The organism is Streptomyces sp. NPDC001532 (assembly GCF_040298625.1).
In the GTDB taxonomy this organism is placed as follows: Bacteria; Actinomycetota; Actinomycetes; order Streptomycetales; family Streptomycetaceae; genus Streptomyces.
This window is the reverse complement of sequence record NZ_JBEPAL010000012.1, coordinates 118,578-144,193: the sequence shown is the minus strand read 5'-3', so window position 1 is coordinate 144,193 and position 25,616 is coordinate 118,578. Positions and strand designations below refer to the sequence as shown.

At 72.6% G+C, this 25,616-nt stretch carries 22 protein-coding genes; 11 read left to right on the top strand and 11 right to left on the bottom strand.

Annotated elements, in window-relative coordinates:
• Nucleotides 1-157: 157 nt before the first annotated feature.
• Complete coding sequence (locus ABT232_RS14535; RefSeq protein WP_351840125.1) at nt 158-1,036, bottom strand: nucleotidyltransferase domain-containing protein; 879 nt, start codon at nt 1,034-1,036, stop codon at nt 158-160.
• A gap of 246 nt (nt 1,037-1,282) precedes the next feature.
• Between ABT232_RS14535 and ABT232_RS14530 the strand changes: the two genes are divergently transcribed.
• Genes ABT232_RS14530 through ABT232_RS14520 form a run of 3 tightly spaced genes read left to right on the top strand, consistent with a single transcriptional unit; the run spans nt 1,283 to nt 2,641 of the window.
• Nucleotides 1,283-1,699 carry a hypothetical protein gene (locus ABT232_RS14530; protein WP_351840123.1) on the top strand — a complete coding sequence of 139 codons (417 nt, stop codon included), beginning with the start codon at nt 1,283-1,285 and terminating at the stop codon, nt 1,697-1,699.
• Between the two features lie 46 nt (nt 1,700-1,745).
• A complete protein-coding gene (locus ABT232_RS14525; RefSeq protein WP_351840121.1) occupies nt 1,746-2,174 on the top strand; it encodes a RidA family protein in 429 nt (142 codons plus the stop codon).
• Nucleotides 2,171-2,641, top strand: a complete 471-nt coding sequence (locus ABT232_RS14520) for a GNAT family N-acetyltransferase (RefSeq protein WP_351840119.1) — start codon at nt 2,171-2,173, stop codon at nt 2,639-2,641. The genes ABT232_RS14525 and ABT232_RS14520 overlap by 4 nt, the downstream gene beginning before the upstream one ends.
• Before the next feature lie 145 nt (nt 2,642-2,786).
• Here ABT232_RS14520 and ABT232_RS14515 read toward each other — a convergent pair whose 3' ends face one another.
• Nucleotides 2,787-3,518 (bottom strand): uracil-DNA glycosylase, encoded by a 732-nt coding sequence (locus ABT232_RS14515; RefSeq protein ID WP_351840117.1) that lies wholly within the window; start codon nt 3,516-3,518, stop codon nt 2,787-2,789.
• Nucleotides 3,519-3,728: 210 nt separating this feature from the next.
• On the opposite strand from ABT232_RS14515, the gene ABT232_RS14510 reads away from it, so the two are divergent.
• The gene (locus tag ABT232_RS14510; RefSeq protein ID WP_450871813.1) at nt 3,729-4,376 is read left to right on the top strand and encodes an RNA-binding S4 domain-containing protein; all 648 of its coding nucleotides are present in this window, start codon (nt 3,729-3,731) and stop codon (nt 4,374-4,376) included.
• Between the two features lie 165 nt (nt 4,377-4,541).
• On the opposite strand, the gene ABT232_RS14505 is transcribed toward ABT232_RS14510, so the two are convergent.
• Both ABT232_RS14505 and ABT232_RS14500 read right to left on the bottom strand, forming a co-directional pair.
• The gene (locus ABT232_RS14505; RefSeq protein ID WP_351840115.1) at nt 4,542-5,069 is read right to left on the bottom strand and encodes a DoxX family protein; all 528 of its coding nucleotides are present in this window, start codon (nt 5,067-5,069) and stop codon (nt 4,542-4,544) included.
• Between the two features lie 66 nt (nt 5,070-5,135).
• Nucleotides 5,136-5,834, bottom strand: a complete 699-nt coding sequence (locus tag ABT232_RS14500) for a class I SAM-dependent methyltransferase (protein ID WP_351840113.1) — start codon at nt 5,832-5,834, stop codon at nt 5,136-5,138.
• A 143-nt stretch (nt 5,835-5,977) separates the two neighbouring features.
• Between ABT232_RS14500 and ABT232_RS14495 the strand changes: the two genes are divergently transcribed.
• Nucleotides 5,978-6,244, top strand: a complete 267-nt coding sequence (locus ABT232_RS14495; RefSeq protein ID WP_351840111.1) for a DUF6343 family protein — start codon at nt 5,978-5,980, stop codon at nt 6,242-6,244.
• 35 nt (nt 6,245-6,279) lie between these two features.
• On the opposite strand, the gene ABT232_RS14490 is transcribed toward ABT232_RS14495, so the two are convergent.
• The 4 genes from ABT232_RS14490 to rpsA all read right to left on the bottom strand — a co-directional run bounded on the left by ABT232_RS14490 (nt 6,280) and on the right by rpsA (nt 10,192).
• The gene (locus ABT232_RS14490) at nt 6,280-6,657 is read right to left on the bottom strand and encodes a tetratricopeptide repeat protein (RefSeq protein ID WP_351840109.1); all 378 of its coding nucleotides are present in this window, start codon (nt 6,655-6,657) and stop codon (nt 6,280-6,282) included.
• Between the two features lie 148 nt (nt 6,658-6,805).
• Nucleotides 6,806-7,423 (bottom strand): dephospho-CoA kinase, encoded by a 618-nt coding sequence (gene coaE, locus ABT232_RS14485; RefSeq protein ID WP_351840107.1) that lies wholly within the window; start codon nt 7,421-7,423, stop codon nt 6,806-6,808.
• Nucleotides 7,424-7,554: 131 nt separating this feature from the next.
• Nucleotides 7,555-8,493: a PAC2 family protein gene (locus tag ABT232_RS14480; RefSeq protein WP_351840105.1), complete on the bottom strand. Its 939-nt coding sequence runs from the start codon at nt 8,491-8,493 to the stop codon at nt 7,555-7,557.
• Nucleotides 8,494-8,701: 208 nt separating this feature from the next.
• A complete protein-coding gene (gene rpsA, locus ABT232_RS14475; protein ID WP_351840103.1) occupies nt 8,702-10,192 on the bottom strand; it encodes a 30S ribosomal protein S1 in 1,491 nt (496 codons plus the stop codon).
• A 307-nt stretch (nt 10,193-10,499) separates the two neighbouring features.
• Here rpsA and ABT232_RS14470 point away from each other — a divergent pair, with 307 nt between their 5' ends.
• Both ABT232_RS14470 and hrpB read left to right on the top strand, forming a co-directional pair.
• A complete protein-coding gene (locus tag ABT232_RS14470) occupies nt 10,500-11,408 on the top strand; it encodes a class I SAM-dependent methyltransferase (RefSeq protein WP_450871812.1) in 909 nt (302 codons plus the stop codon).
• Nucleotides 11,409-11,502: 94 nt separating this feature from the next.
• The gene (hrpB, locus tag ABT232_RS14465) at nt 11,503-14,058 is read left to right on the top strand and encodes an ATP-dependent helicase HrpB (protein WP_351840099.1); all 2,556 of its coding nucleotides are present in this window, start codon (nt 11,503-11,505) and stop codon (nt 14,056-14,058) included.
• 90 nt (nt 14,059-14,148) lie between these two features.
• On the opposite strand, the gene ABT232_RS14460 is transcribed toward hrpB, so the two are convergent.
• Nucleotides 14,149-15,909, bottom strand: coding sequence for a lytic transglycosylase domain-containing protein (locus ABT232_RS14460; RefSeq protein WP_351840097.1), 1,761 nt, complete (start codon nt 15,907-15,909; stop codon nt 14,149-14,151).
• Nucleotides 15,910-16,158: 249 nt separating this feature from the next.
• On the opposite strand from ABT232_RS14460, the gene ABT232_RS14455 reads away from it, so the two are divergent.
• On the top strand, nt 16,159-17,058 hold the full coding sequence (locus ABT232_RS14455; RefSeq protein WP_351840095.1) for a DUF4184 family protein: 900 nt from the start codon (nt 16,159-16,161) through the stop codon (nt 17,056-17,058).
• Here ABT232_RS14455 and ABT232_RS14450 read toward each other — a convergent pair.
• The gene (locus tag ABT232_RS14450) at nt 16,979-17,440 is read right to left on the bottom strand and encodes a hypothetical protein (protein ID WP_351840093.1); all 462 of its coding nucleotides are present in this window, start codon (nt 17,438-17,440) and stop codon (nt 16,979-16,981) included. The two genes, ABT232_RS14455 and ABT232_RS14450, sit on opposite strands and share 80 nt — an antisense overlap.
• Before the next feature lie 410 nt (nt 17,441-17,850).
• On the bottom strand, nt 17,851-20,577 hold the full coding sequence (gene polA, locus ABT232_RS14445) for a DNA polymerase I (RefSeq protein ID WP_351840091.1): 2,727 nt from the start codon (nt 20,575-20,577) through the stop codon (nt 17,851-17,853).
• Nucleotides 20,578-20,842: 265 nt separating this feature from the next.
• On the opposite strand from polA, the gene ABT232_RS14440 reads away from it, so the two are divergent.
• From ABT232_RS14440 to ABT232_RS14430, 3 genes are all read left to right on the top strand, one after another.
• Nucleotides 20,843-23,122 (top strand): FdhF/YdeP family oxidoreductase, encoded by a 2,280-nt coding sequence (locus ABT232_RS14440; RefSeq protein ID WP_351840089.1) that lies wholly within the window; start codon nt 20,843-20,845, stop codon nt 23,120-23,122.
• 47 nt (nt 23,123-23,169) lie between these two features.
• Complete coding sequence (locus ABT232_RS14435; protein WP_351840087.1) at nt 23,170-23,658, top strand: PaaI family thioesterase; 489 nt, start codon at nt 23,170-23,172, stop codon at nt 23,656-23,658.
• A gap of 655 nt (nt 23,659-24,313) precedes the next feature.
• The gene (locus ABT232_RS14430; RefSeq protein ID WP_351840085.1) at nt 24,314-25,546 is read left to right on the top strand and encodes a branched-chain amino acid ABC transporter substrate-binding protein; all 1,233 of its coding nucleotides are present in this window, start codon (nt 24,314-24,316) and stop codon (nt 25,544-25,546) included.
• Nucleotides 25,547-25,616: the final 70 nt, after the last annotated feature.

Sequence of the window (25,616 nt, the reverse complement as noted above, 5' to 3'; positions counted from 1 at the left end):
GGTGGACGTGGTTCCACGGTACGGGGCGCGGGTGGAGGGGATGGGACGGGCGTGTTTCGGCGCTGTGACGGGTGCGCCGAGATGGACGTTCCACACCGACCCGAAGCAAGATCGCTCCCGCACCGAGGCGAACGCGGGCACCCGGGCGCGCGGGCACCTAGGCGGGCGTGCCGCGCGCGTCCTCCACGCGCGCGTGGAACAGCGACTCCGCCGCGAGGACCGCCGCCGCCATGACGCCCGTCCCCGCGACGCCCGCCTCCATGACGCCCGTCCCCGCGACGTCCGCCCCCATGGCGCCCGCCCCCATGGCATCCGTCCCCGCGGCCTCCCCCGCCTGCGTCCCGATCGACGCGATGATGCCGTCCACCTCGCGCAGCCCGGCCCGTTCCAGCAACCGCTTCTCGTTCGTCACCCACTCCCCTCGGGCCGCCAGCACGGCGTGCGCAGTCTGGGTCGCGGCGACGGCAAGAGCGCCGACCAGCTCGGTGAGACGAGCGGCGGGGACGTGGTTGGCCCGGGCGTAGGCGAGGGTGGCGCGGGCGGTGCCGTACCAGTGGTCGGCGGCGGAGCGGCGAAGCGCGTCCGGGTAGCCGTCGGGGCGTGGCGGCGTACCGCGCAGAGGCCGGTTGACGGCCAGCTCGGCGACGACGAGGTAGCTGGGAATGCCGGCGAGATGGAAGAGCAGCGGCTCCACCCGGAAACGCCCCTCCCGCGCCTGCGCGAGTTCGTGCTCCACGACATCGAGGTCGCGGTAGTGGACGTCCACCCGCCGGCCGTCCACCGTCAGCCAGGCACCCCCGTTGAACACTCCCCCGCCCCAGCCCCCGACCTCCGACACCTCGCCCTCCCAGCCGACCGCTCGCAGGTCGGCGGGATCGAACGGCCCTCGGTAGTAGACGCCGAGGTCCCAGTCGCTGTCGGCGCGATGACCGCCCTGCGCGCGGGAGCCCCCGAGGGAGACGGCCTGCACCGTGGGCAGGGCGGCGAGGCGGTCGGCGACGGCGTCGAGGAACGCCGAATCGGTGAGGGCGGGCATACGGCGGCTCCAGGCGGTCGTACGTCGGGCAGGCGGGCACGAGGCGGCGAGGCCCGCGACACGGGCAGGGACGGGCCGTGAGACCACGCGCGGGCCGTGAGACCACGCGCGGGCCGTGAGACTACGCGCGGCCCACAGCTCCCCGCACCGCGTTTCCGGCTCTGCGAGCCGACCGGGGACTCGATTGTCAGTGCCCCGCGTTATCAATGAAGCAGTTACGCAGTGTGATGACGACGGGGGTCGGTGATGGCGACGCAGGGCACACCTCAGGAGCGCCGGGGGCGCGAGCGGCTGGAGGCGCGGTCGCCGCGGGCGCATGTGTCCGTGGCCGGGCTGCGGGCCCGGGGATGGACCGCCGGAATGGTGCGGCAGCTGCTGGGCGAGCCCGATCTGCTGCGGCCCCATCCGCTGCTGCGCACCGCCCGGCCGATCCGGCTGTACCGGGTCGAGCGCGTCGAGGCCGCCGAGCGCGGTGACGAGTTCCGGGCACTCGCCGCGGCCGCCGCGCGGCGCTCCGGTGCGGCGCGGACCGCCGCTCTGCGCCGACGGCGGACGCCCCGTCGGCCCGGTGGGCCCGGCCTCGGGGACGACGGATTACGCCTCTGCCGCGGAGGCGGGCAAATTCGGATGCGGGCGCGGCGGGCGGGCCGGATGATCGGCTGATGCCCGTTCGACGCCGCCGCCCGTCCCCACACCCTCGGGAGCGCTCGTGATCCAGCGTGTCACCGTCCCTTCCCTCTTCCCGCCCCCGACGTACTCCCACGCCTCCGTGGTCGAGGCCGGGACCAAGCTGGCCTTTCTCGCCGGGGCCGTTCCGCTCGACGCCGACGGGAAGCTGGTCGGCGAGGGCGATCCGGTGCGGCAGGCCCGGCAGGTGATCGCCAATCTTGAGGAGCAACTGCGCGCGGTCGGCAGCGACTTGGAGCATGTCGTCGCCTCGGACGTGTATGTGGTGAGCACGGAGACCGCGGTGCTCTCGGCCGTGTGGGACGTGGTGGAGGCATCCGGTCTCGGCATCGGGCAGCACTCCTCGACCCTGCTCGGCGTGGCCTGCCTCGGTTACACCGGGCAGCTCGTGGAGATCACGGTGACGGCTGTCGTCCCCGAGGCCGACGCCTCCGAGGTGATACGCCCGTGACTCCGGCGGTCGCCCTCCGCCGGGCCACCTCCGCCGACGCCCGCCCCGCCGCCGACGTCTGGCTGCGATCCTTCGCCGCCGCGCTGCCGACCGTCTCCCGGGCCCACTCCGACGACGAGGTCCGCGGCTGGTTCCAGGACGTCGTCGTGCCGCGGCAGGAGACGTGGGTGGCCGAGGCGGCGGGCGGTGCGGGGGTCGTCGGGCTCATGGTGCTCGACGAGGCGGAGCTGTCGCAGCTGTACCTCGCCCCGGACTGGCGGGGACTCGGCCTCGGGGACCGGTTCGTCGCGCTGGCCAAGGAGCGCCGGCCACAGGGCCTCGGGCTGTGGACCTTCCAGGTCAACGCGCCCGCCCACCGCTTCTACGAGCGTCATGGCTTCGTCGCCGTCGAGCGCACGGACGGCCGTGCGAACGAGGAGCGGGAGCCGGACGTGCGGTACGTGTGGCGGCCGCGGCGGGCACAGTAGGCGCAGGGGGCGCGGCAGACACGGCAGGCGCATCGTGGGCTCCACTGACACGGCGGGCGCGGCCACCACCGCAGTCGCGTACGTCCGGTACGGCAGCCCCGCCGCGGTCGCGCCTACGCCCGGTACGCGGTCCCGCCGCAGTCGCCTACGCCCGGTACGGCAGCCCCGCCGCGGCCGCCGCCCCGCGCAGCACCTCCCGCAGCATCTCCGGCGTCAGCCGTCCGGTGAAGGTGTTGCGCTGGCTGACGTGGAAGCAGCCGAAGAGGTCGAGGCCGTCGAAGTCACCGGCCCCCTCGCCTCCGCCGGGCGCGTCGAGGCGGACATGACCGCCGTGCGCGAAGGCGGGCCGTGGCCTCGGCACTGTCCAGCCCGCCGCCGCGAACGCGGGGAGCGCCGCCTGCCAGCCGAAGGCGCCGAGGACCACCACTGACCGCAGCGTCGGGCGCAGCAGCCCGAGCTCCTGGACCAGCCAGGCGCGGCAGGTGTCCCGTTCGTCGGTGGTGGGCTTGTTGAGGGGCGGGGCGCAGTGCACGGGTGCGGTGACGCGGACCCCGTACAGCTCCAGGCCGTCGTCGGCGCTGACGGCGGTCGGCTGCGAGGCGAGCCCCACGTCGTACAGCGCCTGGTACAGCACGTCGCCCGAGCGATCGCCGGTGAACATCCGGCCGGTGCGGTTTCCGCCGTGCGCGGCCGGGGCGAGACCCACGATGAGCATCCGGGCGTCCCCCGGCCCGAACCCGGGGACCGGCCGTCCCCAGTACGTCCAGTCGGCGAAGGCGGCGCGCTTGGTGCGGGCCACCTCCTCCCGCCAGGCGACCAGTCTCGGGCAGGCGTCGCATCCGGCGATCCGCGCGTCCAGGTCGGCCAGGCTGTCCATCCCTCAACCGTACGGGTGCCACGCCGCCACGGACGGGCACGGCGTTAAGGTCGGGGCATGGCTTCCGAGCGTACCGACAAGAGCAGAGGCGACGGCCGCCACGGGGACCGCCGGCGGAACGTCGAGGACCACGGTGCCGCCGAGGCCGTGGCCTGGAAGCAGCCCGCGGGGCCGGTCGACGAAGAGTACGACGAGTACGACGAGGGGCAGGTGGGGCCGCCGCGCGCCGGCGGGCAGCCGGTTGGCACGGACGCCGCCGCTCCGGACACCGGCACCGCGCCGGCCGACACCGACGCATCCCGAGCCGACGCCCCTGGTGCGCCCGGCCCCCAGGTCACCGCCCAGGTCACCGCAGAGGTCGCCGCCGCGATCGCCGCCGCCGAGGCCGCCGCGCCCGCGAGCGGGGAGACCGTGCGGATCGACAGCTGGATCTGGGCGGTACGGCTGATCAAGACCCGCTCGCTCGGAGCCACCGCCTGCAAGGGCGGACATGTCCGGGTGAACGGTGAGCGGGTCAAGCCCGCGCACTCGGTGAAGATCGGCGACGAGGTGCGTCTGCGGCACGAGGGCCGGGAGCGGATCGTCATCGTCAAGCGACTGATCCGCAAGCGGGTGGGCGCCCCGATCGCCGTCCAGTGCTACATCGACAACAGCCCGCCGCCCCCGCCCCGCGAGGCCGTCGCCCCCGCCGGAATCCGTGACCGCGGCGCCGGCCGCCCGACCAAGCGGGACCGCCGAGAGCTGGAACGCCTCCGCGGCCTCGGAGGGTTGGGCGGCCCGGCAGGCCCCGGAGGCGTTGGCACCCCGAGGGGCGCCAAGGGCCCCGGACGCCTTGGCGGCCACCCGGGAGGGCGCTGACGTCTCGACAGTGACCCTCTCGATCGTGACCCTCTCGATGGCGACCTTCTCGATGGGTGAACGACTCGCCCGGAGAGCGCACATCCCCTGCTCTCCGGGCGACGGCGACGGCCGTCCCAGCGCGCGACGCCAGTCAGGCCCGCCGCCCGTCAGGCCCCCGCCCCGTCAGGCCCGCCGCCCCGCCGACAGAGTCAGCCGAAGCCGCCCCAGCGACCGCAGCAGTTCCGCGTTGTGCCCGCGTCGCGCCCAGGCGATGAGGGCCAGCGGAGCGAGGAGGACGAGCGGTGTCGCCGCGTTCTCCCCGTCGAAGACGGTGAGCTGGACCACGAACGCGCCGACCATCAACCCTCCCAGCGACGCTGCCGCCACCGACTGGAGCACCGGCACCAACAGGGCGACGGCCCCGGCGAGTTCCAGCGCGCCGATCGTGTACATCCCCGCGTCGCCCCAGCCCATCTCCTCGAACGGCTCGACGGCCGAGGAGTGTGCGATCAGCTTCGGCAGCGCGCTCGCGATCCCGAAGAAGAGAGCGAGCACCACCTGGAGGGCTCGCAACCCGATACCGGCCCCGAGACGGGCCCCACGGCCGCCGCGCCCGGTGGCCGCAGAGGGGACATCGGAGGCCGTGTCCGAAGAGGTGACGGACGCTGTGGTGACGGAAGCGGTGGTGACGGAAGCGGTGGCCTCTGACATCGGGTTCTCCTGCGGTGAGCGGTCGCTACTGCTGTCACCGGGATAGACCCCCGCCCGCCCGCGAACTCATCGCCGCCGGCCGGGTTGTTCCGTCGGCACCGCCCGCACCCATATCCGGTCCTCCGTCAGATACTTCTCCACCCTCAGTCCCGCCTCCCCCAGCGCCTCCTCGAACTGTTCCTTCGTCAGCGGCCGGGCCCGGAAGGTCTGGGTCCAGGTGGCGTCCGGGAACTCGTACTCCGCGCGCACCGCGCGCACTCCGTCCTCGACCGGTTCCGAGGACACGATCCGCACGGTGAAACCGCTGGGGTCGACCCGCTCGCGCGGCACAGCGGTGTGGTAGTCCTCGCCCTCCCGCTGGATCAGCACACAGCCGCCCTCCGCAGTGTGCCGTGCACAGGTCCGCAGCAGCCCTCTGCGCACCTCCGGGTCCCCGGTGTGCACCAGGAACGACGCGAGCAGCACCACGTCGAAGGTCTCTCCGAGGTCCAGGTCCTCGATGGGGCTGAGGACCGTCCGCGCGCCGCGGACCCGCTCCAGCATCTCCGGCGACTCGTCCACCGCCGTCACCCGATAGCCGCGCTCCAGCAGCGGATGCGTCATCCGTCCCACCCCGCTGCCCAGCTCCAGGATCCGCGCGCCCGCGGGCACGGCGGAAGCGATGATGTCCGGCTCCGGTCCGACCGGAAGCCGTGAGTAGAGCTCGACCGCGCAGCCGTCGGGGGTGATCGCCCCGGGCCCCGTCCCTTGATGTCCCGCTCGCATCTTCAGCTCCATGCCCGAACCAACGGCCCACCGCCGCAAGCCCGCTCCCACCCCACCCTGCCTTCACCCGTTCGAGCGACACGGGGAGCGACTACCCGTCCGCCCGTCCCCGGAGTACGTTGCAAGAAGGAGTGATGACCTCGATGCGTACAGGCAGTGAGCCGAGGACCGCGCGCAGTGCACTGCGGGCGCGCGTGTGGCTGACCCTGTGGGGACTGGTCTGGGCGATCTTCGGCACGGCCGCGTTCGCGATCGCGGGGCGGGTCGGCTGGGCGGCCGCCTGTGGCGCGCTGTGTCTGGTGGCCACCGTCGATCTGATCGTGATCCTCCGGCACATCCGCCAGGGCCCGCACTACCAGCCCGGCCGCGACGTCCCGCCGTACCCCCCGCCGGACGAACCCACGCGCTGAGGACGCGGCACCGGACGGCGAGGCCCTGCTCGGCCCTATTCGAAGCGAGCGGCCTTCAGGTACTCCGGGTTGGGGTCCAGCGCGGCGGCCAGACGGAAGTGGCGCTTGGCCTGGTCGGGGCGGCCCTGGCGCTCGTAGGTGCGGCCCAGCGCGAAGTGCGCGAAGGCGTTGTCCGGCTCGCGCTCCAAGACGATGGTGAACTCCAGCTCGGCGGGCCGAAGTTGTGCGGCGGCGAAGAACGCGCGGGCCCGCAGCAGGCGGGCGGCGGTGTTCTCGGGGTGCACGGCGATGACACCGTCGAGCAGCTTCACCGCGCCCCGCGGGTCCCGCGCGGCGAGCAGTTGCTCGGCCGCACGGAAGTCGATGACGTGCGTCTCCGGGGTACGTCCGGTCCCACCATTGGTCTCGGGCACGGCAAAGTCCTTCCCTCGCTGCACCCGTTCAACGCGCGAAAGCCGAACCGCTATTCCCGGAAGCCGCCCCTGCCGTACACCCAGAACCGGCCCTGCCGTACACCGGAGCCGCCCCTGTCGTACCCGCCGCCGCTCCGCCGTGAGCGCGCTAAGAGGTCCGCTCTCCCCCAGCCGCCGCCCGCCGTACGAGCTCGGCCCACACGTCCTTGACCTGTCGTTCCAGCTCCGCCAGCGGTACGTCGTTGTCGATCACGATGTCCGCGATCTCCCGGCGCTTCTCACGGGTGGCCTGTGCCGCCATCCGCGCGCGGGCGTCCTCCTCGCTCATGCCGCGCAGCCGGACCAGCCGGTCGAGCTGGGTCTCGGGAGCGGCGTCGACCACGATGACGAGGTCGTACAGCGGTGCCAGGCCGTTCTCAGTGAGCAGGGGCACGTCGTGCAGGACGACGGCGTCCTCGGCCGCCGCGGCCTCCAGCTCACGGGAGCGGGCGCCGACCAGGGGGTGCACGATCGCGTTCAGGACCGCGAGCTTCTCGGGGTCGGCGAACACGATCGAGCCCAGCTTGGGCCGGTCCAGGCCGCCGTCGGGACCGAGCACGCCCTCGCCGAACGCCTCGACGACCGCGGCGAGCCCGGGGGTGCCCGGTGCGACGACCTCGCGCGCGATGCGGTCGGCGTCGATCAGTACGGCGCCGCACTCCACGAGCAGCCGCGACACCTCGCTCTTGCCGGCGCCGATCCCGCCGGTCAGGCCCACTGTCAGCATGAGCGGAAGCTTAGGCCCTGCCCCGGCCCCCGTCAGCCGTGGCCCACCCCTGCCTCTGTCCCCGGCCCCCGCCCGTCCACCCGTCTCCGTCTGTCCACCCGTCTCCGTCTGTCCATCCGTCTGCGCCCGCCTCAGCCGTCGCCCTCGCGCTCCGCGAGGAAGCGCTCGAACTCCCGCCCGATCTCGTCCGCCGACGGAATCTCGACGGGCTCGGCGAGCATGTTCCCGCGGGTCTCGGCCCCGGCCACCGCGTCGTACTGGTGCTCCAGCCCCTGGACGAGCGCCGTCAGCTCCTCGTCGCCCTCCCGGATCTGCCGCTCGATCTCGGTCTGCGTCCGGTGGGCGTCCGTGCGCAGGGCATGGGCGATGCCGGGCAGGACCAGTCCGGTGGCCGCTGTGACGGCCTCCAGGACGGTCAGTGCCGCATCCGGGTACGGGGAGCGGGCGATGTAGTGGGGGACGTGCGCGGCGACGCCCAGGACGTCGTGTCCGGCCTCCATCAGGCGGTACTCGACCAGCGACTCGGCGCTGCCCGGAACCTGCGCCTCCTCGAAGGGGCTGCGGTGGCCGGGGACCAGCTCGCTGCGGTTGCCGTGCGGGGTGAGTCCCACGGGGCGGGTGTGCGGGACGCCCATGGGGATGCCGTGGAAGTTCACGGCCAGCCGGACGCCCAGGCGTTCCACGATCTGTTCCACGGCCGCCGCGAAGCGCTCCCATTCGACGTCCGGCTCGGGGCCGGACAGCAGCAGGAAGGGCGCGCCGGTGGCGTCCTGGACGATCCGGACGGCGAGTGTGGGCTCTTCGTAACCGGCCCAGCGGTCGCGCCGGAAGGTCAGCAGCGGACGGCGGGCGCGGTAGTCGACGAGCCGGTCGTGGTCGAAGCGGGCCACGACCTGGTGGGGCAGCGAGTCGAGGAGCCGGTCGACGATCTGGTCGCCGGTCTCGCCCGCGTCGATGTATCCGTCGAAGTGGTAGAGCATGACAAGGCCGGCGGACTCCTGGGCGAGCGCCATGTCGACGACGGCCAGGCCCTTCGGCTCCCACGTGTACAAACCCTGCGGATCAAGCACAGTGACCGCTCCTCCTCGTGTTCGTACGTCACAACACCGCACGGGACACGGGCATTCCCACCCGGCGGACACTTCGTGACGCCCAGTCATACGGCGTCGCCGTACGACATCGGGACACGTCCCCTCACAGGGACCGAACACGCCGAAGGCCCGCACCCCGGAGGGGATGCGGGCCTTCGGTCACAAGCTAGCCCTCAGCGGGCTGCGCTCAGCTCTGGCCGCCGGCCAGCTTCTCGCGCAGCGCGGCGAGCGCCTCGTCCGACGCCAGGGCGCCGGAGGTGTCGCCACCCTCGGAGGAGTACGAGCCACCGGTCGCGGCCGGAGCCGCGGCCTCGCCACCCTCGGCAGCGGCCTTCTCGTCCGCCTCGCGGGACTTGATGACCTGCTGCTGGTGCTGCTCGAAGCGGGACTGCGCCTCGGCGTACTGGCGCTCCCACTCCTCGCGCTGCTTCTCGTAGCCCTCGAGCCAGTCGTTGGTCTCGGGGTCGAAGCCCTCGGGGTAGATGTAGTTGCCCTGGTCGTCGTAGGACGCGGCCATGCCGTACAGGGTCGGGTCGAACTCGACCGACGCCGGGTCGGCACCGAAGGACTCGTTGGCCTGCTTCAGGGACAGCGAGATCCGGCGACGCTCGAGGTCGATGTCGATGACCTTGACGAAGATCTCGTCGTTGACCTGGACGACCTGCTCCGGGATCTCCACGTGGCGCTCGGCCAGCTCGGAGATGTGGACCAGACCCTCGATGCCCTCGTCCACGCGGACGAACGCACCGAACGGAACCAGCTTCGTGACCTTACCGGGCACGACCTGGCCGATCTGGTGGGTGCGGGCGAACTGCTGCCACGGGTCTTCCTGGGTCGCCTTCAGCGACAGGGAGACGCGCTCGCGGTCCATGTCGACGTCGAGGACCTCGACGGTGACCTCCTGGCCGACCTCGACGACCTCGGAGGGGTGGTCGATGTGCTTCCAGGACAGCTCGGAGACGTGGACCAGACCGTCGACGCCACCCAGGTCCACGAAGGCACCGAAGTTGACGATCGAGGAGACCACACCGGAACGGACCTGACCCTTCTGGAGGGTCGTGAGGAACGTCTGGCGGACCTCGGACTGGGTCTGCTCCAGCCAGGCACGGCGGGACAGGACCACGTTGTTGCGGTTCTTGTCCAGCTCGATGATCTTCGCCTCGAGCTCCTTGCCCACGTAGGGCTGGAGGTCGCGGACGCGGCGCATCTCGACCAGCGAGGCCGGGAGGAAGCCACGGAGGCCGATGTCGAGGATGAGGCCACCCTTGACGACCTCGATGACGGTACCGGTGACGATGCCGTCCTCTTCCTTGATCTTCTCGATGGTGCCCCAGGCACGCTCGTACTGGGCGCGCTTCTTCGAGAGGATCAGGCGGCCTTCCTTGTCCTCCTTCTGGAGGACAAGGGCCTCGATCTCGTCACCGACGGCGACGACCTCGTTCGGGTCGACGTCGTGCTTGATCGAGAGCTCGCGGCTCGGGATGACACCTTCGGTCTTGTAACCGATGTCGAGCAGGACCTCGTCCCGGTCGACCTTCACGATGACGCCGTCGACGATGTCGCCGTCGTTGAAGTACTTGATCGTCTCGTCGATCGCGGCGAGGAAGGCTTCCTCGTTACCGATGTCGTTGACCGCAACCTGCGGGGTGGTGGCGGTGGTCTCGGTGCTGCTCGTCATGTGGGAAAGGGCTCCGGTACGGACATTGAAGTCGTAGGTACTGCTACGCCGGGAGCCCGTTTCGCTCTGCAGAAGCCGGACAGCCAAGGAAGCACCTCACCGGCGAACCGGTGGTGGCGCCTCGAGAACCGAGGGGACATACAACAGATGCGAGCGCAGCCTGCTATGTCTGAGGCGCGCAGGCCCGCAGCGCAACTTGTAGCATACGGGGGCAGCCGGGCAGGGTCAATGCGCGAAGGCGCACACCCGGGGCGGATCACCGCATTCCCGGCACAAAACCTGTCTCCTGAGGCCACGCGGGCCTTCGATGACCCCTTTGGTGACACCGCCGGGACGGGTTGGACGGAAGAGTACGACGAGGGAGCCGATCATCCAAGAGCCCGTATCCGCCGATCCCGCCTTCGATCCGGAGGCGGCCGTGCCCGCCGAACCGGAGGCCACCCGGCGTGCCGCCGGAGTCACCGAGAGTTCCCGGGCGAACCGGGGCTGGTGGGACCGCAACGCGGACGAGTACCAGGTCGAGCACGGCACGTTCCTCGGCGACGACCGGTTCGTGTGGGGCCCCGAGGGCCTGGACGAGGTCGAGGCCGAGCTGCTGGGCCCGCCGGAGGAGCTGAAGGGCAAGGACGTCCTGGAGATCGGCGCCGGCGCGGCGCAGTGCGCGCGCTGGCTGGCCGGCCAGGGCGCCCGCCCGGTCGCCCTGGACCTCTCCCACCGCCAGCTCCAGCACGCCCTGCGGATCGGCGGAACGTTCCCGCTGGTCTGCGCCGACGCGAGCGCCCTGCCCTTCGCGGACGGCTCCTTCGACCTGGCGTGCTCGGCGTACGGGGCGCTGCCGTTCGTGGCCGACCCGCGGCTGGTGCTGCGGGAGGTGCGCCGGGTGCTGCGGCCGGGCGGGCGCTTCGTCTTCTCCGTGACCCATCCGATCCGCTGGGCCTTCCCGGACGAGCCGGGCCCGGAGGGTCTGTCGGTGTCCGGTTCCTACTTCGACCGCACGCCGTACGTCGAGCAGGACGACGAGGGCCGCGCGGTGTACGTCGAGCACCACCGGACCCTCGGCGACCGGGTCCGGGACGTCGTGGCGTCCGGCTTCCGCCTGGTGGACCTGGTCGAGCCGGAGTGGCCCGCCTGGAACACGGCGGAGTGGGGCGGCTGGTCGCCGCTGCGCGGGAACCTGATCCCCGGCACGGCGATCTTCGTGTGCGAGCGGGACTGAGCGCCGACCAGAAGGAAGGCACGCGCGCGTAGAAGGCCGGAAGGAAGGCACGCGCGCGTAGGGGCCGCTTTTCCCGTCGTACGACACTAGGGGCGTGATCCGTTACGACGCTCTGGACGCCCTGCCCGTACGTGGTGCCCTGCCCGCGCTGCGCGACGCGCTGGAGGGGCCCGGCACCGCGGTGCTGGTCGCGCCGCCCGGCACCGGCAAGACGACGCTGGTGCCGCCGGCGCTCGCGGGGCTGCTGGGCGAGGGTCCCGCGCGGCGGGTGCTGGTCGCCGAGCCGCGCCGGATCGCGGCGCGGGCGGCGGCCCGGCGGATGGCGTGGCTCCTCGGCGAGAAGGTCGGCGAGAGCGTCGGCTACACCGTGCGCGGGGAGCGGGTGGTGGGTCGGCACACGCGCGTGGAGGTCGTGACGACCGGTGTGCTGGTGCAGCGGCTGCAACGCGACCAGGAACTGAGCGGTGTCGACGTGGTGCTGCTCGACGAGTGCCACGAGCGGCATCTGGACGCGGACACGGCGGCGGCGTTCCTGTGGGACGTGCGGGCTGCGCTGCGGCCGGAGCTGCGGCTGGTGGCCGCGTCGGCGACGACGGACGCCGAGGGGTGGGCACGGCTGCTCGGCGGGGCGCCGGTGATCGAGGCGGCGGGTGTCTCGTACCCGGTGGAGGTCGTCTGGGCACCGCCGGCCCGTCCGGTGCGGCCGCCGCACGGGATGCGGGTGGATCCGGCGCTGCTGACGCATGTGGCCGCCGTGGTGCGGCGGGCGCTGGCCGAGCGGCCGGGGGACGTGCTGTGCTTCCTGCCCGGCGTCGGGGAGATCGCGCGGGTCGCCGGGCAGCTGGGGGATCTCGGGGACATCGAGGTGCTCCAGGTCCACGGGCGGGCGCCGGCCGCCGTGCAGGACGCGGTGCTGGCGCCGGGTGTGCGCCGCCGGGTGGTGCTGGCGACGTCCGTGGCCGAGTCGTCGCTGACGGTTCCCGGGGTCCGGGTGGTCGTCGACTCCGGGCTGGCGCGGGAGCCGCGGGTGGACCACGCGCGCGGGCTGAGCGCGCTGACGACGGTACGGGCCTCGCAGGCGGCGGGGCGGCAGCGGGCGGGCCGGGCCGGGCGGGAGGCGCCGGGCGTGGTGTACCGCTGCTGGACGGAGGCCGAGGAGGCCCGTCTGGCGCGCTTCCCGGCTCCGGAGATCCAGGTGGCCGACCTGACGGCGTTCGCTCTCCAGGCCGCCTGCTGGGGCGATCCGGAGGCGACCGGTCTGGCGCTGCTCGATCCGCCGCCGGGCGGTGCGATGGCGGCCGCGCGGCGGGTGCTGTCCGCGATCGGCGCGGTGGACGCGGCCGGGCGGGCCACCGAGCGGGGCGCGCGCCTGTCCCGTCTGGGCCTGCATCCGCGGCTCGGGCGGGCCCTGCTGGACGCGGCCCCGCTGGTCGGCGCCGATCGCGCCGCCGAGGTGGTGGCCCTGCTGAGCGAGGAGCCGCCGCGCGATCACGGCGACGACCTGGCCGGGGCGCTGCGGGACGCCCGGCGGGGCGGTGACGCCTACGCGGGCCGGTGGCGCACGGAGGTGCGCCGGCTGCGGGCCCTGGCGGGAGAGGCTGCCGGGGAAGGCGGGCCCGACCGGAGGAGCGGATCGCCCGGGGCCCCGGACGCCCGGGACGGCTCGGGGCCCGGAGGGGAGGACCGGCTGGCCGGGACGGTGGCCGCCTTCGCGTATCCGGAGCGGGTCGCCCGGGCCGACGGCGGGTCGTACCTCATGGTGTCCGGGACGCGGGCCGAGACCGGCGAGGGCACGGCGTTGCGCGGTGCCCCGTGGATCGCCGTCGCCGTGGCGGACCGGCCGGTGGGCAAGGGGCACGCGCGCGTGCAGCTCGCGGCGGTCGTGGACGAGGAGATCGCGCGGCGGGCCGCGGGGGCGCTGCTGGCGGAGGGCGACGAGATCCGGTGGGCCGACGGGGACGTGGTGGCGCGGCGGGTCGAGCGGCTGGGGGCGGTGGAGCTGGCGGTGCGGCCGCTGCGGGAGCCCGCCCCCGGTCTCGTACGGGAGGCGTTGCTGGAGGGGCTGCGGCGGGAGGGGTTCGGGCTGCTGCGGTGGTCGCGGGAGGCCGAGGCGCTGCGGCAGCGGCTCGCGTTCCTGCGGCTGCACCTCGGCGAGCCCTGGCCCGACGTCTCCGACGGGGCGCTGCACGCGCGCGTGGCGGAGTGGCTGGAACCGGAGCTGGGCCGGGCGCGGCGGCGGGCGGATCTGGCACGGATCGACGCCGGGCGGTGCCTGGCGCGGCTGCTGCCGTGGGCCTCGGGGGAGGCCGCCCGGTTCGACGAGCTGGCGCCGGAGCGGATCACCGTGCCGAGCGGGTCCGCCGTACGGGTCGACTACACGGATCCCGAGCGGCCCGTGCTCGCGGTGAAGTTGCAGGAGATGTTCGGCCTTCAGGAGTCGCCGTCCCTGGCCGGGGTGCCGGTGCTGGTGCATCTGCTCTCCCCCGCCGGCCGCCCGGCCGCCGTCACCGCCGACCTCGCCTCGTTCTGGAAGGACGGCTACCGGGGTGTCCGCGCGGAGCTGCGCGGCCGGTATCCGAAGCATCCGTGGCCCGAGGACCCGGCCTCCGCGGAGCCGACCCGGCACACCAACGCGCGGCTCCGACGGTGAGAAGGGTGCGCGTCGCGGACCGGGCGGGTGCGGAGAAGCGAGCGGGCGCCCGCCCGCCGAGGCGGAGGGGCGCCCGCGCGGGAGCTGCGGTCACTCGGCCGCCGGGGCCGACTCGCTCGCCGACGGGCTGGGCGAGGCCTCCGGCGTCGACGCCGGCGCGGTCACCGTCAGTTCCACCGTCAGCGTGGCGCCGCCGGTCGTGGTGAGGCGCAGCAGGAAGGTGCCGGAGGTGCCGTCCGCGTACAGCTTCGGCAGCGTCAGCAGACCGTTCGCGTCGGTCTTCAGGCCCGTGAGGGCGCGTACGGCCTTGCCGTCCGCGTCCTTGAAGTAGGGGCCCTTGTCGTTGGCGGTGGCGTCGTCCGCGGAGGTGATGAGCGTCGCGGTGGCCGCGACCCCGTCGGCGACGGCGCCCTTGTAGGTCGCCTTCACCTGGACCTGCTCGGCGAACTCGCCGCCCGCGACGCAGGTCAGCGCGGTGTCGGTGGTGCGGGCGAGGGCGTCGGCGGCTCGCGGGGTGACCGAGGCGGTGTAGTCGAGGCCGGTGAGGGAGCGGCCCACGACGGTGACGCGGACGGTGAACGAGCCGGTCTTCTCCCCGGCCTGGAGCGCGGGCGCGACGGCCACACCGGCGTTTCCGGTGACGACCGTGGCCACGCTCTCGCCGCCGGTGAAGGTGGTGTCCGTGTCGCCGACGATGGTGAAGCGCACCCGGACCTTGCCGACGCCGTCGCCGGACTTGGTCTCCGCGCGGGCGGCGATCCGCTCGGCGAACGCGTCGCCCGCCATGGCGCTGAGCTTCGCGGTGCCCGCGTCCTCCAGGTGGTGCACGGTGTCGGTCGGCGTCGGCGGGGTGGTGGTGGGCGGCGGTGTGGTCGGGGTGGTCGGCGGGGTGGTCGGAGGGTTCGGCGTCTGGGAACCGCCGCCCGAGGCGGGCGGAGTCGGCTTGGGCGACGGCGTGTGCGGGGTCGCGGGCGGCGTAGGCGTCGGCGTCGGCGTCGGGCTCGCGCCGGTGGAGTCGTCGCTGCGGTCCGAGGGCAGCTGACCGGTGCCGTCGGGGACCTCATGGGTGCCCTTGCGGTAGTACTCCAGCCACGACAGGACGGTGTTCAGGTACTCCGTCGAGTTGTTGTAGCTGAGGATCGCGCTGCGCAGGTCGCTCGCGGTGGACAGGTCCCAGCCGAAGCGGCACAGGTAGTTCCCGGCCGCGAGGGCGGCGTCGTAGATGTTGTTGGGGTCCTTCTTGCCGTCGCCGTTGCCGTCGCGGCCCGCCCACGCCCAGGTGGAGGGGATGAACTGCATGGGGCCCACGGCGCGGTCGTAGGAGGCGTCCCCGTCGTAGGCGCCGTCGTCGGTGTCGCTGATGCTCGCGAAGCCGTTGCCGTTGAGCTGGGGGCCGAGGATCGGGCTGACCGTGGTGCCGTCGGCGCTCACCTGGCCGCCGCGGGCCTGACCGGACTCCACCTTGCCGATGGCGGCGAGGAGTTGCCAGGGCAGGTTGCAGCCCGGCTTGGTCTCGCGCAGCTTGGCCTCGGCCTTCTTGTAGGCGTCGAGGACGGTCGCCGGTATGCCGGCCGCGGCCTCACCGGTGACGACCGGGGTGCCGGAGGCGCTGGAGGAGGGCGAGGGAGCGGGGCTCTTCAGCGGCGGCAGGTCCGTGTAGTACGGCGAGTTGCCGGTCGCGCTGTCGTCGGCGGGCGCGTCCGGTGACGGCGCGCCGGAGGAGGTCTGCCCGCCGGCGTCGTCGGTCGTCACTCCCGGAGCCTGGGACGCGGCCAGAGCCGCGACGACTGCCGCGGCCACGGCGGTGTTCGCCGCTCCCTTGCGCAGCCGACTGCCGAAATGCGCCGCCATGAAGTGAACCCCTCCCAGCGGACGTCCTGGCGCCCGCGTCTACCCGGTCTGTTGGCATTGTTCTGTTTTTGTGGTTTTGTTGGTCGTTTCGACGCGCTCCCCGCACGTCAACCCTGGTGACCCTACGACAACTTGTCGCGCGCGGGCACCCGTTGAGGCCCGATTTCCCCTACTTGGCACGCGCTGTCACCCCGGCCGGTTCCCGGGGTTACGCATACTGGGCGTCAACGTTCATCCCGGGGGGCTCCGTTGCCGTTCACACTCAGCCATGCGGCAGCCGTGCTGCCCGCCGTACGCACCGATGGGACCGGCCGGGCACGGCTGGTGCCGGCCGTGCTGGTCGCGGGGTCGTTCGCGCCCGACGTGACGTACTACGCGGCGAGCGCCGTGCCCGAGGCGATGGCCTTCGGTGACGTCACCCACGGCTTCCCGGGGGTGTTCACCGTGGATGTGGCCCTGGCGTGGGCGCTGGTCGGGCTGTGGCTGCTGCTCCGTGAGCCGCTGGTGGCCCTGCTGCCCCGGGCACGGCAGCACCGCGTGGCGTCACTGCTGCGGTGCGGGATGCCGCACGCGCGCGTGGAGGCCGGTCTGGTCCTGCGCTGGTACGCCTCCGCGGCCCTCGGTGCGCTGACCCATGTGGTGTGGGACGCCTTCACCCATCTCGACCGGTGGGGCATGCGGGTGTTCCCGGTGCTGGGCCGGGAGATCGCCGGCTCGCCGCTGTACTGGTACCTCCAGTACGGCGGTTCCGCGGTGGCGGCGGTCGTCATCGCGGTGTTCCTGCTGCGGGCGCTGCGGCGGACGCCCGGTGGCGAGCCCGCGGGAACACGGGTGCTCGGATCGGTGCCGGCGCCGACGCCGGTGCTCAGGGTGCCGGTGCTCTCGGTGCGGGACCGGTGGTGGGCGGCGGCGCTGATCGGCGGCTGCGCGGGGGTGGCGGCGGTGCGCCGGGCGGTGCGGTGGTGGGACCACTGGGGTTCCGTGGCCAAGCCGTACGAGCTGATTCCGACGGTGTGCTTCGGCGCGGGCGCCGGGCTGGTGGTGGGCGTGCTGCTGTACGCCGTGGCCGTCAGGGTGTGGCGCCCGGCTCCGGTGCCCGGCGGTGCGGGCGCGGACGACGTGGAGCGGAGCCGTTCGGCGGCTCGCTGAGGGCGGCGGGCAGGGCCGCGGTGAACACGGTGACGGTGTAGGACGGCCGGGGCCGTGGGAGCAGGGCCAGGAGGAGGGCCAGCCAGCCCCGGGCCAGGTCGGCCCACAGCCGCCAGGCCGCGGCGCTCTCGCGCAGGCGTACGACCGAGGGCGCGCGGACGAGTGAGCGGGCTCGCACGAGCGCGGGCGCGCGAAGCAGCGAGCGGACGCGGACGAGCGAGGGGGCGCGGCGACCGATTCGACGGCCGAGGTCCACGGTGGTGTGCCGCACGACGGTGGCCGGGCCGGCGAGGCTACGGGCGGTGCTTGCACGGGCCGAGAAGGCCGGCACCGACGGGAACGGCGAGGCCGCCCGGCGGAGGTGGAGCATGCGTATACCCATGGCGGCATCCTGACGGGCCCGGCGCCCGCGGGGCGTTTTCGCGGGGGCCGTGCGGGTGACGGATCCCGCCGGAGTGGCGAGGTGTGCCCGGGGTGTGCGTGGCCCGTGCAGGAAGTGTGGACGCGCCGCCCGCGCCGGAGCCCTCGGCCGGCGGCGCGGGCGCTCACCTCGGAAGACCCCCGGCCCGGCGAGCGGACCGAGGGTTTCCGAACGGCCGACTGGCGCGCCGCCGACCGAGAGCGGCCGACTGGTGCGCCGCCGACCAGGAGCGGTGGCGGACTCCGTGGCAGACCCCGCCGGCCGCGAGCGGTGGGCGGACTCCGTGGCAGACCCCGCCCACCGAGAGCGGTGACGGACTCCGTGGCAGACCCCGCCCACCGGGAGCGGCCGGGTCGACCGGGAGCGGCCGGCTAGTGCGCCGCCGACTCCCAGTCCGGTCCGACGCCCACCGAGACGTCCAGCGGGGCGCGCAGCTGCACGGCGCCGGCCATCTCGCGGCGGACGATCTCCTCCACGGTCTCCCGCTCGCCCGCGGCGATCTCCAGGACGATTTCGTCGTGCACCTGGAGGAGCATGCGGGAGGTGAGGCCCGCCTCCACCAGCGCACGGTCGACGTTCAGCATGGCGATCTTGACGATGTCCGCGGCGGTGCCCTGGATCGGGGCGTTCAGCGCCATCCGCTCGGCGGCCTCGCGGCGCTGCCGGTTGTCGCTGTTGAGGTCGGGCAGGTAGCGGCGGCGGCCGAAGAGCGTCGCCGTGTACCCCGTCGCGCGCGCCTCGTCGACGACCCGGCGCAGATAGTCGCGTACGCCGCCGAAGCGGTCGAAGTAGGCGTCCATCAGGGTGCGGGCCTCGGCGGCCTCGATGTTGAGCTGCTGGGAGAGGCCGAAGGCCGACAGACCGTACGCCAGGCCGTACGACATGGCCTTGATCTTGCGGCGCATCTCCGCGTCGACCGCGCCGGGTTCGACGGAGAAGACCTGCGCGGCGGCGGTGGTGTGCAGGTCCTCGCCGGAGGTGAACGCCTCGATCAGGCCGGCGTCCTCGGAGAGGTGGGCCATCACGCGCAGCTCGATCTGGCTGTAGTCCGCGGTCATCAGGGACTCGAAGCCCTCGCCGACCACGAAGCCGCGCCGGATCGCCCGGCCCTCGTCGGTGCGGACCGGGATGTTCTGGAGGTTCGGGTCGGTCGAGGAGAGCCGGCCGGTGGCGGCGACGGTCTGGTTGAAGGTGGTGTGGATGCGGCCGTCGGTCGCGATGGTCTTGATCAGGCCCTCGACGGTGACCCGGAGCTTGGCCTGCTCGCGGTGGCGGAGCATGATCACCGGCAGCTCGTTGTCCGTCTGGCCGGCGAGCCAGGCCAGGGCGTCGGCGTCGGTGGTGTAGCCGGTCTTGGTCTTCTTGGTCTTGGGCAGGCCCAGCTCGCCGAAGAGGACCTCCTGGAGCTGCTTGGGCGAGCCCAGGTTGAACTCGTGCCCGGCTGCCGCGTGCGCCTCCTTGACGGCCTGCTGCACCGCGCCGGCGAACATCTGCTCCATGGCCTCCAGGTGCGCCCGGTCCGCGGCGATGCCGTGCCGCTCCATCCGGGCGAGCAGGGCGGAGGTGGGCAGCTCCATGTCGCGCAGCAGATCGGCGGCGCCGACCTCCTGGAGCCGCTCCTCGAAGGCCTCGCCGAGGTCGAGCACGGCGCGGGCCTGGATCATCAGCGCCTCGGCCTCCGCGCCGTCGTCCGCGCCGAAGGCGAGCTGGCCGTCGGCCGCGGCGGCGGGGGCCAGCTCGCGGTGCAGGTACTCCAGGGAGAGCGCGTCCAGGTCGAAGGAGCGGCGGCCCGGCTTGACCAGGTAGGCGGCGAGCGCGGTGTCCATGGTGATCCCGGCGACGCTCCAGCCGTGCTCGGCGAAGACCCGCATCGCGCTCTTGGCGTTGTGGAACACCTTGGGCCGCGCGGCGTCCGCCAGCCAGCCGGTGAACGCCGTCTCGTCGGCCTCGTCGAGCTGGGAGGGGTCGAACCAGGCGGCCGGGCCCTCGGCGGTGGCGAGGGCGACCTCGGCCACCGAGCCGGTGCCGAGCGCCCAGGTGTCGACGGTGGCGACGCCGAGCGGGCCGCCGGTGTGCGCGGCGAGCCAGCCGGCCAGTTCGCCGGTGCCGAGGACGGTGCCGTCCAGTTCCACGCCGTCGGCGACGACCGGGATGGTCTCGGCCTCCTGGGCGCCGGGGTCGACGGCGAGCAGCCGCTCGCGCAGCGAGGGGTTACGGATCTCCAGGGTGTCGAGGATCATCGCGACGGCCTTGCGGTCGTAGGCCGCCCGCTCCAGGTCGGTGACGGTCTTGGACAGCTCGACGGTGCGCACCATCTCGGTGAGGCGGCGGTTGAGCTTGACCGCCTCCAGGTGGTCGCGCAGGTTCTGCCCGGCCTTGCCCTTGACCTCGTCGACCCGCTCGACCAGCTCGGCGAAGGACCCGAACTGGTTGATCCACTTCGCGGCCGTCTTCTCGCCGACGCCGGGGATGCCCGGGAGGTTGTCGGAGGGGTCGCCGCGCAGGGCCGCGAAGTCGGGGTACTGGGCGGGCGTCAACCCGTACTTCTCGACGACCTTCTCCGGGGTGAACCGGGTCAGCTCGGAGACGCCCTTGGTCGGGTAGAGCACGGTGGTGTGCTCGCTGACCAGCTGGAAGGAGTCGCGGTCGCCGGTGACGATCAGCACCTCGAAGCCCTCGGCCTCGGCCTGGGTGGCGAGGGTGGCGATCACGTCGTCGGCCTCGAACCCGTCGACGGCGAAGCGCGAGACGTGCATCGCGTCGAGCAGTTCGCCGATCAGCTCGACCTGGCCGCGGAACTCGTCCGGGGTCTTGGAGCGGTTCGCCTTGTACTCGGTGAACTCCTCCGAGCGCCAGGTCTTCCGGGAGACGTCGAAGGCCACCGCGAAGTGCGTGGGCTCCTCGTCACGCAGGGTGTTGGCGAGCATCGACGCGAAGCCGTAGATCGCGTTGGTGGGCTGGCCCGAAGCGGTCGTGAAGTTCTCCGCGGGGAGCGCGAAGAACGCGCGGTAGGCCAGGGAGTGCCCGTCCATGAGCATCAGCCGGGGACGGCTCCCGCCGGAAGGGTTGTCGGTCTTCTTCGATGCTGTCTCTGCCACGTCCCCGATCCTGCCACGCCCCACTGACAGTCGGCCCCACGCCGGGGCCGCCGCGGCGGCTGGGGCGGCCGGCCGCGGCGGCTGGGGCGCGCGGCGCGGACCCGGACCGCCGCCGCAAGCATTGCTGGCGGCCCGCGCACGCCCGGACACGGTCGCTGTCGGTGCGGCGTGCGAGGATCGGAGACGTACCTCACACAAGCGAGGCGGTACGCCGGCGCCCGGGCCGGTGACCGCCGGCAGCCCGCGGTCACAAGGAGAGCGTGCGATGGCATCGAAGCCGCCCAAGGCCGACCCGGTTCAGGACGCGCCGCAGGTCGCCGAGCCGCAGCACGCGGCGGCGGGGCTGCCGGCCATCGGTCACACCCTGCGCATGGCCCAGCAGCAGATGGGGCTGAGGCGCACCGCGCTGACGCTGCTCAGCGTCAACCAGAAGGACGGCTTCGACTGTCCTGGCTGTGCCTGGCCCGAGCCGGAGCACCGGCACAAGGCGGAGTTCTGCGAGAACGGCGCGAAGGCGGTCGCGGAGGAGGCCACGCTGCGCCGGGTCACCCCGGAGTTCTTCGCCGCGCACCCGGTCGCCGACCTCGCGACCCGCAGTGGCTACTGGCTCGGCCAGCAGGGCCGGCTCACGCACCCGATGTACCTCCCCGAGGACGGCGAGCGCTATGAGCCGGTCACCTGGGAGCGCGCCTTCGATATCGTCGCCGAGGAGATCGCCGCCCTCTCCTCCCCGGACGAGGCCGTCTTCTACACCTCGGGCCGCACCAGCAACGAGGCGGCGTTCCTCTATCAGCTCTTCGCCCGCGAGCTGGGCACCAACAACCTGCCGGACTGCTCGAACATGTGTCACGAGTCCTCCGGCTCGGCCCTCGGCGAGACCATCGGCATCGGCAAGGGCAGCGTCCTCCTCGACGATCTGCACCAGGCCGATCTGATCATCGTGGCCGGCCAGAACCCGGGCACCAACCATCCGCGCATGCTGTCCGCGCTGGAGAAGGCCAAGGCGGGCGGCGCGAGGATCATCAGCGTAAACCCGCTGCCCGAGGCGGGCCTGGAGCGCTTCAAGAACCCGCAGACCCCGAAGGGCCTGACCGCGGGCGCCACGCTCACCGATCTCTTCCTGCAGATCCGCATCGGCGGTGACCAGGCCCTCTTCCGGCTGCTCAACAAGCTGATCATCGAGACCGAGGGGGCCGTGGACGACGCGTTCGTCCGCGAGCACACCCATGGCTACGAGGAGTTCGCCGCGGCCGCCCGCGCCGCCGACTGGGACGCCACGCTCACCGCGACCGGTCTGACCCGGCCGGAGATCGAGGAGGCGCTGCGGATGGTGCTCGCCTCCCGGCGCACCATCGTGTGCTGGGCGATGGGCCTCACCCAGCACAAGCACTCGGTGCCGACCATCCGCGAGGTGGTCAACTTCCTGCTGCTGCGCGGCAACATCGGGCGGCCGGGCGCGGGCGTGTGCCCGGTGCGCGGCCACTCCAACGTGCAGGGCGACCGCACCATGGGCATCTTCGAGCGTCCGGCCCCGGCCTTCCTGGACGCCCTGGAGAAGGAGTTCGGCTTCGCTCCGCCGCGCGAGCACGGCTATGACGTGGTGCGGGCCATCCGCGCGCTGCGCGACGGCGAGGCGAAGGTCTTCTTCGCGATGGGCGGCAACTTCGTGTCCGCCTCTCCGGACACCGAGGTCACCGAGGCGGCCATGCGGCGTGCCCGGCTCACCGTGCACGTGTCGACGAAGCTGAACCGCAGTCATGTCGTCACGGGCGCGCGGGCGCTGATCCTGCCGACCCTCGGCCGCACCGAGCGCGACCTCCAGGGCAGCGGCGAGCAGTTCGTGACCGTCGAGGACTCGATGGGCATGGTGCACGCCTCCCGGGGCCGCCTGGAGCCGGCTAGCCGGCAGCTGCTGTCCGAGCCGGCCATCGTGTGCCGGCTGGCGCGGCGGGTGCTGGGCGCGGACAGCAGGGTGCCGTGGGAGGAGTTCGAGAAGGACTACGCGACGATCCGCGACCGCATCGCGCGCGTGATCCCCGGTTTCGAGGACTTCAACGCGCGCGTGGCCGACCCCGGCGGCTTCGCCCTGCCGCACGCCCCGCGCGACGAGCGGCGTTTCCCGACGGCGACCGGCAAGGCCAACTTCACCGCCGCGCCGGTGGAGTTCCCGGAACTGCCCGCGGGCCGGCTGCTGCTGCAGACCCTGCGTTCGCACGACCAGTACAACACCACGATCTACGGCCTGGACGACCGCTACCGGGGCATCCGGGGCGGACGCCGGGTGGTCCTGGTCAACCCGCAGGACGCGCGGGAGCTGGGGGTCGCGGACGGGTCGTACGTCGACCTGGTCGGCGAGTGGAAGGACGGCGTGGAGCGGCGGGCCCCCGGCTTCCGGGTGGTGCACTACCCGACCGCGCGGGGCTGCGCGGCCGCCTACTACCCGGAGACCAACGTCCTGGTGCCGCTGGACGCGACCGCGGACACCAGCAACACCCCGGCCAGCAAGTCCGTCGTGGTCCGTCTGGAACAATCGGCGACCGACTGAGCGTTTGCTCAGCCGGAACGACCGACAGACGAACGGAGCCGGGCCCCATGGGCGAGCAGCACACCGTGAAGTTCCCGCAAGAGGTCATCGACGAGTACGCGGCGCTGGGCGTCGATCTGCCCGCCCTGTTCTCCGCCGGGCATCTGGGCACGCGGATGGGCGTGCAGATCCTGGAGGCCTCGGCGGAGCGGGTGGTCGGCACGATGCCGGTCGAGGGCAACACCCAGCCGTACGGCCTGCTGCACGGCGGGGCCTCGGCGGTGCTGGCCGAGACGCTGGGGTCGGTCGGCTCGATGCTGCACGGCGGCGTCTCGAAGATCGCCGTAGGCGTCGACCTGAACTGCACCCATCACCGCGGGGCGCGCTCGGGCCTGGTCACCGGTGTGGCCACGCCCGTGCACCGGGGCCGGTCGACGGCGACGTACGAGATCGTGATCAGCGACGAGGAGGACCGGCGGGTGTGCACCGCGCGGCTGACGTGCATGCTGCGCGAGGTGACCCCGAGCGACGAGAAGCGTGTGCAGTCGCTGGGCTGACGCCTGCTGACCTTCCGTCATCCGCGCCGAGAGCCGTCGCGCAGCCGCCCGTGGGACCGGGCCGGCGCGCGGCGGCTTTTTCATGCACCCACCACGCATGCACTCACCACGTATTTCCGTAACAGCGATTTCGCCCCTCTATCCGGACGAAGAGCGGCCGAAGACCGGATTACCCCGCAAGATCACCGCCTCGGGAAATGATCGATCACCCGAGTGTCGCGGAACGTCGGATTCCCTTTCCTGGACGTAACTCTTCGTAATACGCGCGCAATACTGCGCAGCCCGCTCCGGCACCGGCCCGCAAGCCCGTCGGCCCGCTCCCCCAAGGCTCGCAAGTAGCCCGCGGCAACGGTGTCAAGACATCAGCAAAAAGCAAGAACACTGCTGATAAGAGTCGGGCAAGGCCTGCGAGTCTCACCATATGGACCGGGCGAATCGGCCGGAATTCCGCGCTTCCACCCGCCTGGTACCGCTCTGCATTACGTCGTGTCATAACAAGAGCGTCACAGCCTTGGACAGACCCTCCTCCACGTTCCCCACACACGCTTAGAGTCACGCCCAGTCACCGCGCCAAAGGATTCGAAGTTCCTTCGGTCCCGCGCTCGACTCGACGTGCTCCACCGGGAGCCGCCGTGCCAGGGAAAGGACCTGATTCGTGCGTCAACGTTCGCTCATCGCCATCACCGCCGCTCTCGCGGCGGGATCGCTCACCCTCACCGCATGCGGGTCGCGCGACGACAGCAGCAACGGCAGCGGTGGCGACGACAAGACCACCGTCGTGATCGGTGTCGACGCCCCTCTGACGGGTGACCTCTCCGCGCTCGGCCTCGGCATCCGCAACTCCGCCGAGCTGGCCGTCAAGACGGCCAACAAGGAGGAGTACGTCAAGGGCGTCGAGTTCAAGCTGGAGGCCCTGGACGACCAGGCTCAGCCCTCCGTCGGCCAGCAGAACGCCCAGAAGTTCATCAGCAACAAGGACGTCCTCGGCGTCGTCGGCCCGCTGAACTCCAGCGTCTCGCAGCAGATGCAGAAGCCGTTCAACGACGCCGGCCTCACCCAGGTCTCCCCGGCCAACACCGGCACCGAGCTGACCCAGGGCGACGGCTGGAAGACCGGCAACTCGGTCCGCCAGTTCAAGACCTTCTTCCGTACCGCCACCACGGACGAGATCCAGGGTGCCTTCGCCGCCGAGTACCTGTACTCCAAGGCCGGCATCAAGAAGGTCTACCTGATCGACGACCAGAAGACCTACGGCGCCGGCCTGGCCGCCTCCTTCAAGGCGAACTTCACCAAGCTCGGTGGCAAGATCGTCGGCAGCGACCACATCAACCCCGACGACCGTGACTTCAACGCCGTCGTGGCGAAGATCAAGAAGACCGGCGCCGAGGCCCTGTACTACGGCGGCGAGTACCCGGCCGCCGCTCCGCTGAGCCAGCAGCTCAAGGACAGCGGCCAGAGCATCCCGCTGATGGGCGGCGACGGCATCTACTCCGGCGAGTACCCGAAGCTGAACAAGAAGGCCGAGGGCGACCTCGCCACCTCCGTCGGCAAGCCGGTCGAGCAGCTCGACTCCGCCAAGACGTTCATCAAGAACTACGAGGCCGAGAACTTCGAGGACGCCTACGAGGCGTACGGCGGTCTGACCTACGACGCCACCTGGTCGATCATCGAGGCCGTCAAGCTGGCGGTCGACGGCAACGACGGCAAGGTCCCGTCCGACGGCCGCAAGGCGGTCCTGGACGCCATGGCCAAGGTCAAGTTCGACGGCGTCACCGGCACCATCTCCTTCGACGAGTTCGGTGACACCACCAACACGCTGATGACCGCGTACAAGGTCAAGTCCAACGCCTGGGCGCCGGAGTACAGCGCCTCTCCCAAGGTGGACTAGAGCAGGGGACGAGTAGAGAGAGCTTCCCCCTCACACATTGATCCAGGCCGCGCGGGAGCGCCCACCAGCG

Coding starts and splice junctions, on each gene's coding strand:
- ABT232_RS14440 (WP_351840089.1), top strand. CDS start 20,843: ATGGCATCGAAGCCGCCCAAGGCCGACCCGGTTCAGGACGCGCCGCAG.
- ABT232_RS14460 (WP_351840097.1), bottom strand. CDS start 15,909: ATGGCGGCGCATTTCGGCAGTCGGCTGCGCAAGGGAGCGGCGAACACC.
- ABT232_RS14515 (WP_351840117.1), bottom strand. CDS start 3,518: ATGGACAGCCTGGCCGACCTGGACGCGCGGATCGCCGGATGCGACGCC.
- ABT232_RS14500 (WP_351840113.1), bottom strand. CDS start 5,834: ATGCGAGCGGGACATCAAGGGACGGGGCCCGGGGCGATCACCCCCGAC.
- ABT232_RS14435 (WP_351840087.1), top strand. CDS start 23,170: ATGGGCGAGCAGCACACCGTGAAGTTCCCGCAAGAGGTCATCGACGAG.
- rpsA (WP_351840103.1), bottom strand. CDS start 10,192: ATGACGAGCAGCACCGAGACCACCGCCACCACCCCGCAGGTTGCGGTC.
- ABT232_RS14505 (WP_351840115.1), bottom strand. CDS start 5,069: ATGTCAGAGGCCACCGCTTCCGTCACCACCGCTTCCGTCACCACAGCG.
- ABT232_RS14450 (WP_351840093.1), bottom strand. CDS start 17,440: ATGGGTATACGCATGCTCCACCTCCGCCGGGCGGCCTCGCCGTTCCCG.
- ABT232_RS14530 (WP_351840123.1), top strand. CDS start 1,283: ATGGCGACGCAGGGCACACCTCAGGAGCGCCGGGGGCGCGAGCGGCTG.
- ABT232_RS14535 (WP_351840125.1), bottom strand. CDS start 1,036: ATGCCCGCCCTCACCGATTCGGCGTTCCTCGACGCCGTCGCCGACCGC.
- ABT232_RS14470 (WP_450871812.1), top strand. CDS start 10,500: ATGACCCCTTTGGTGACACCGCCGGGACGGGTTGGACGGAAGAGTACG.
- ABT232_RS14495 (WP_351840111.1), top strand. CDS start 5,978: ATGCGTACAGGCAGTGAGCCGAGGACCGCGCGCAGTGCACTGCGGGCG.
- coaE (WP_351840107.1), bottom strand. CDS start 7,423: ATGCTGACAGTGGGCCTGACCGGCGGGATCGGCGCCGGCAAGAGCGAG.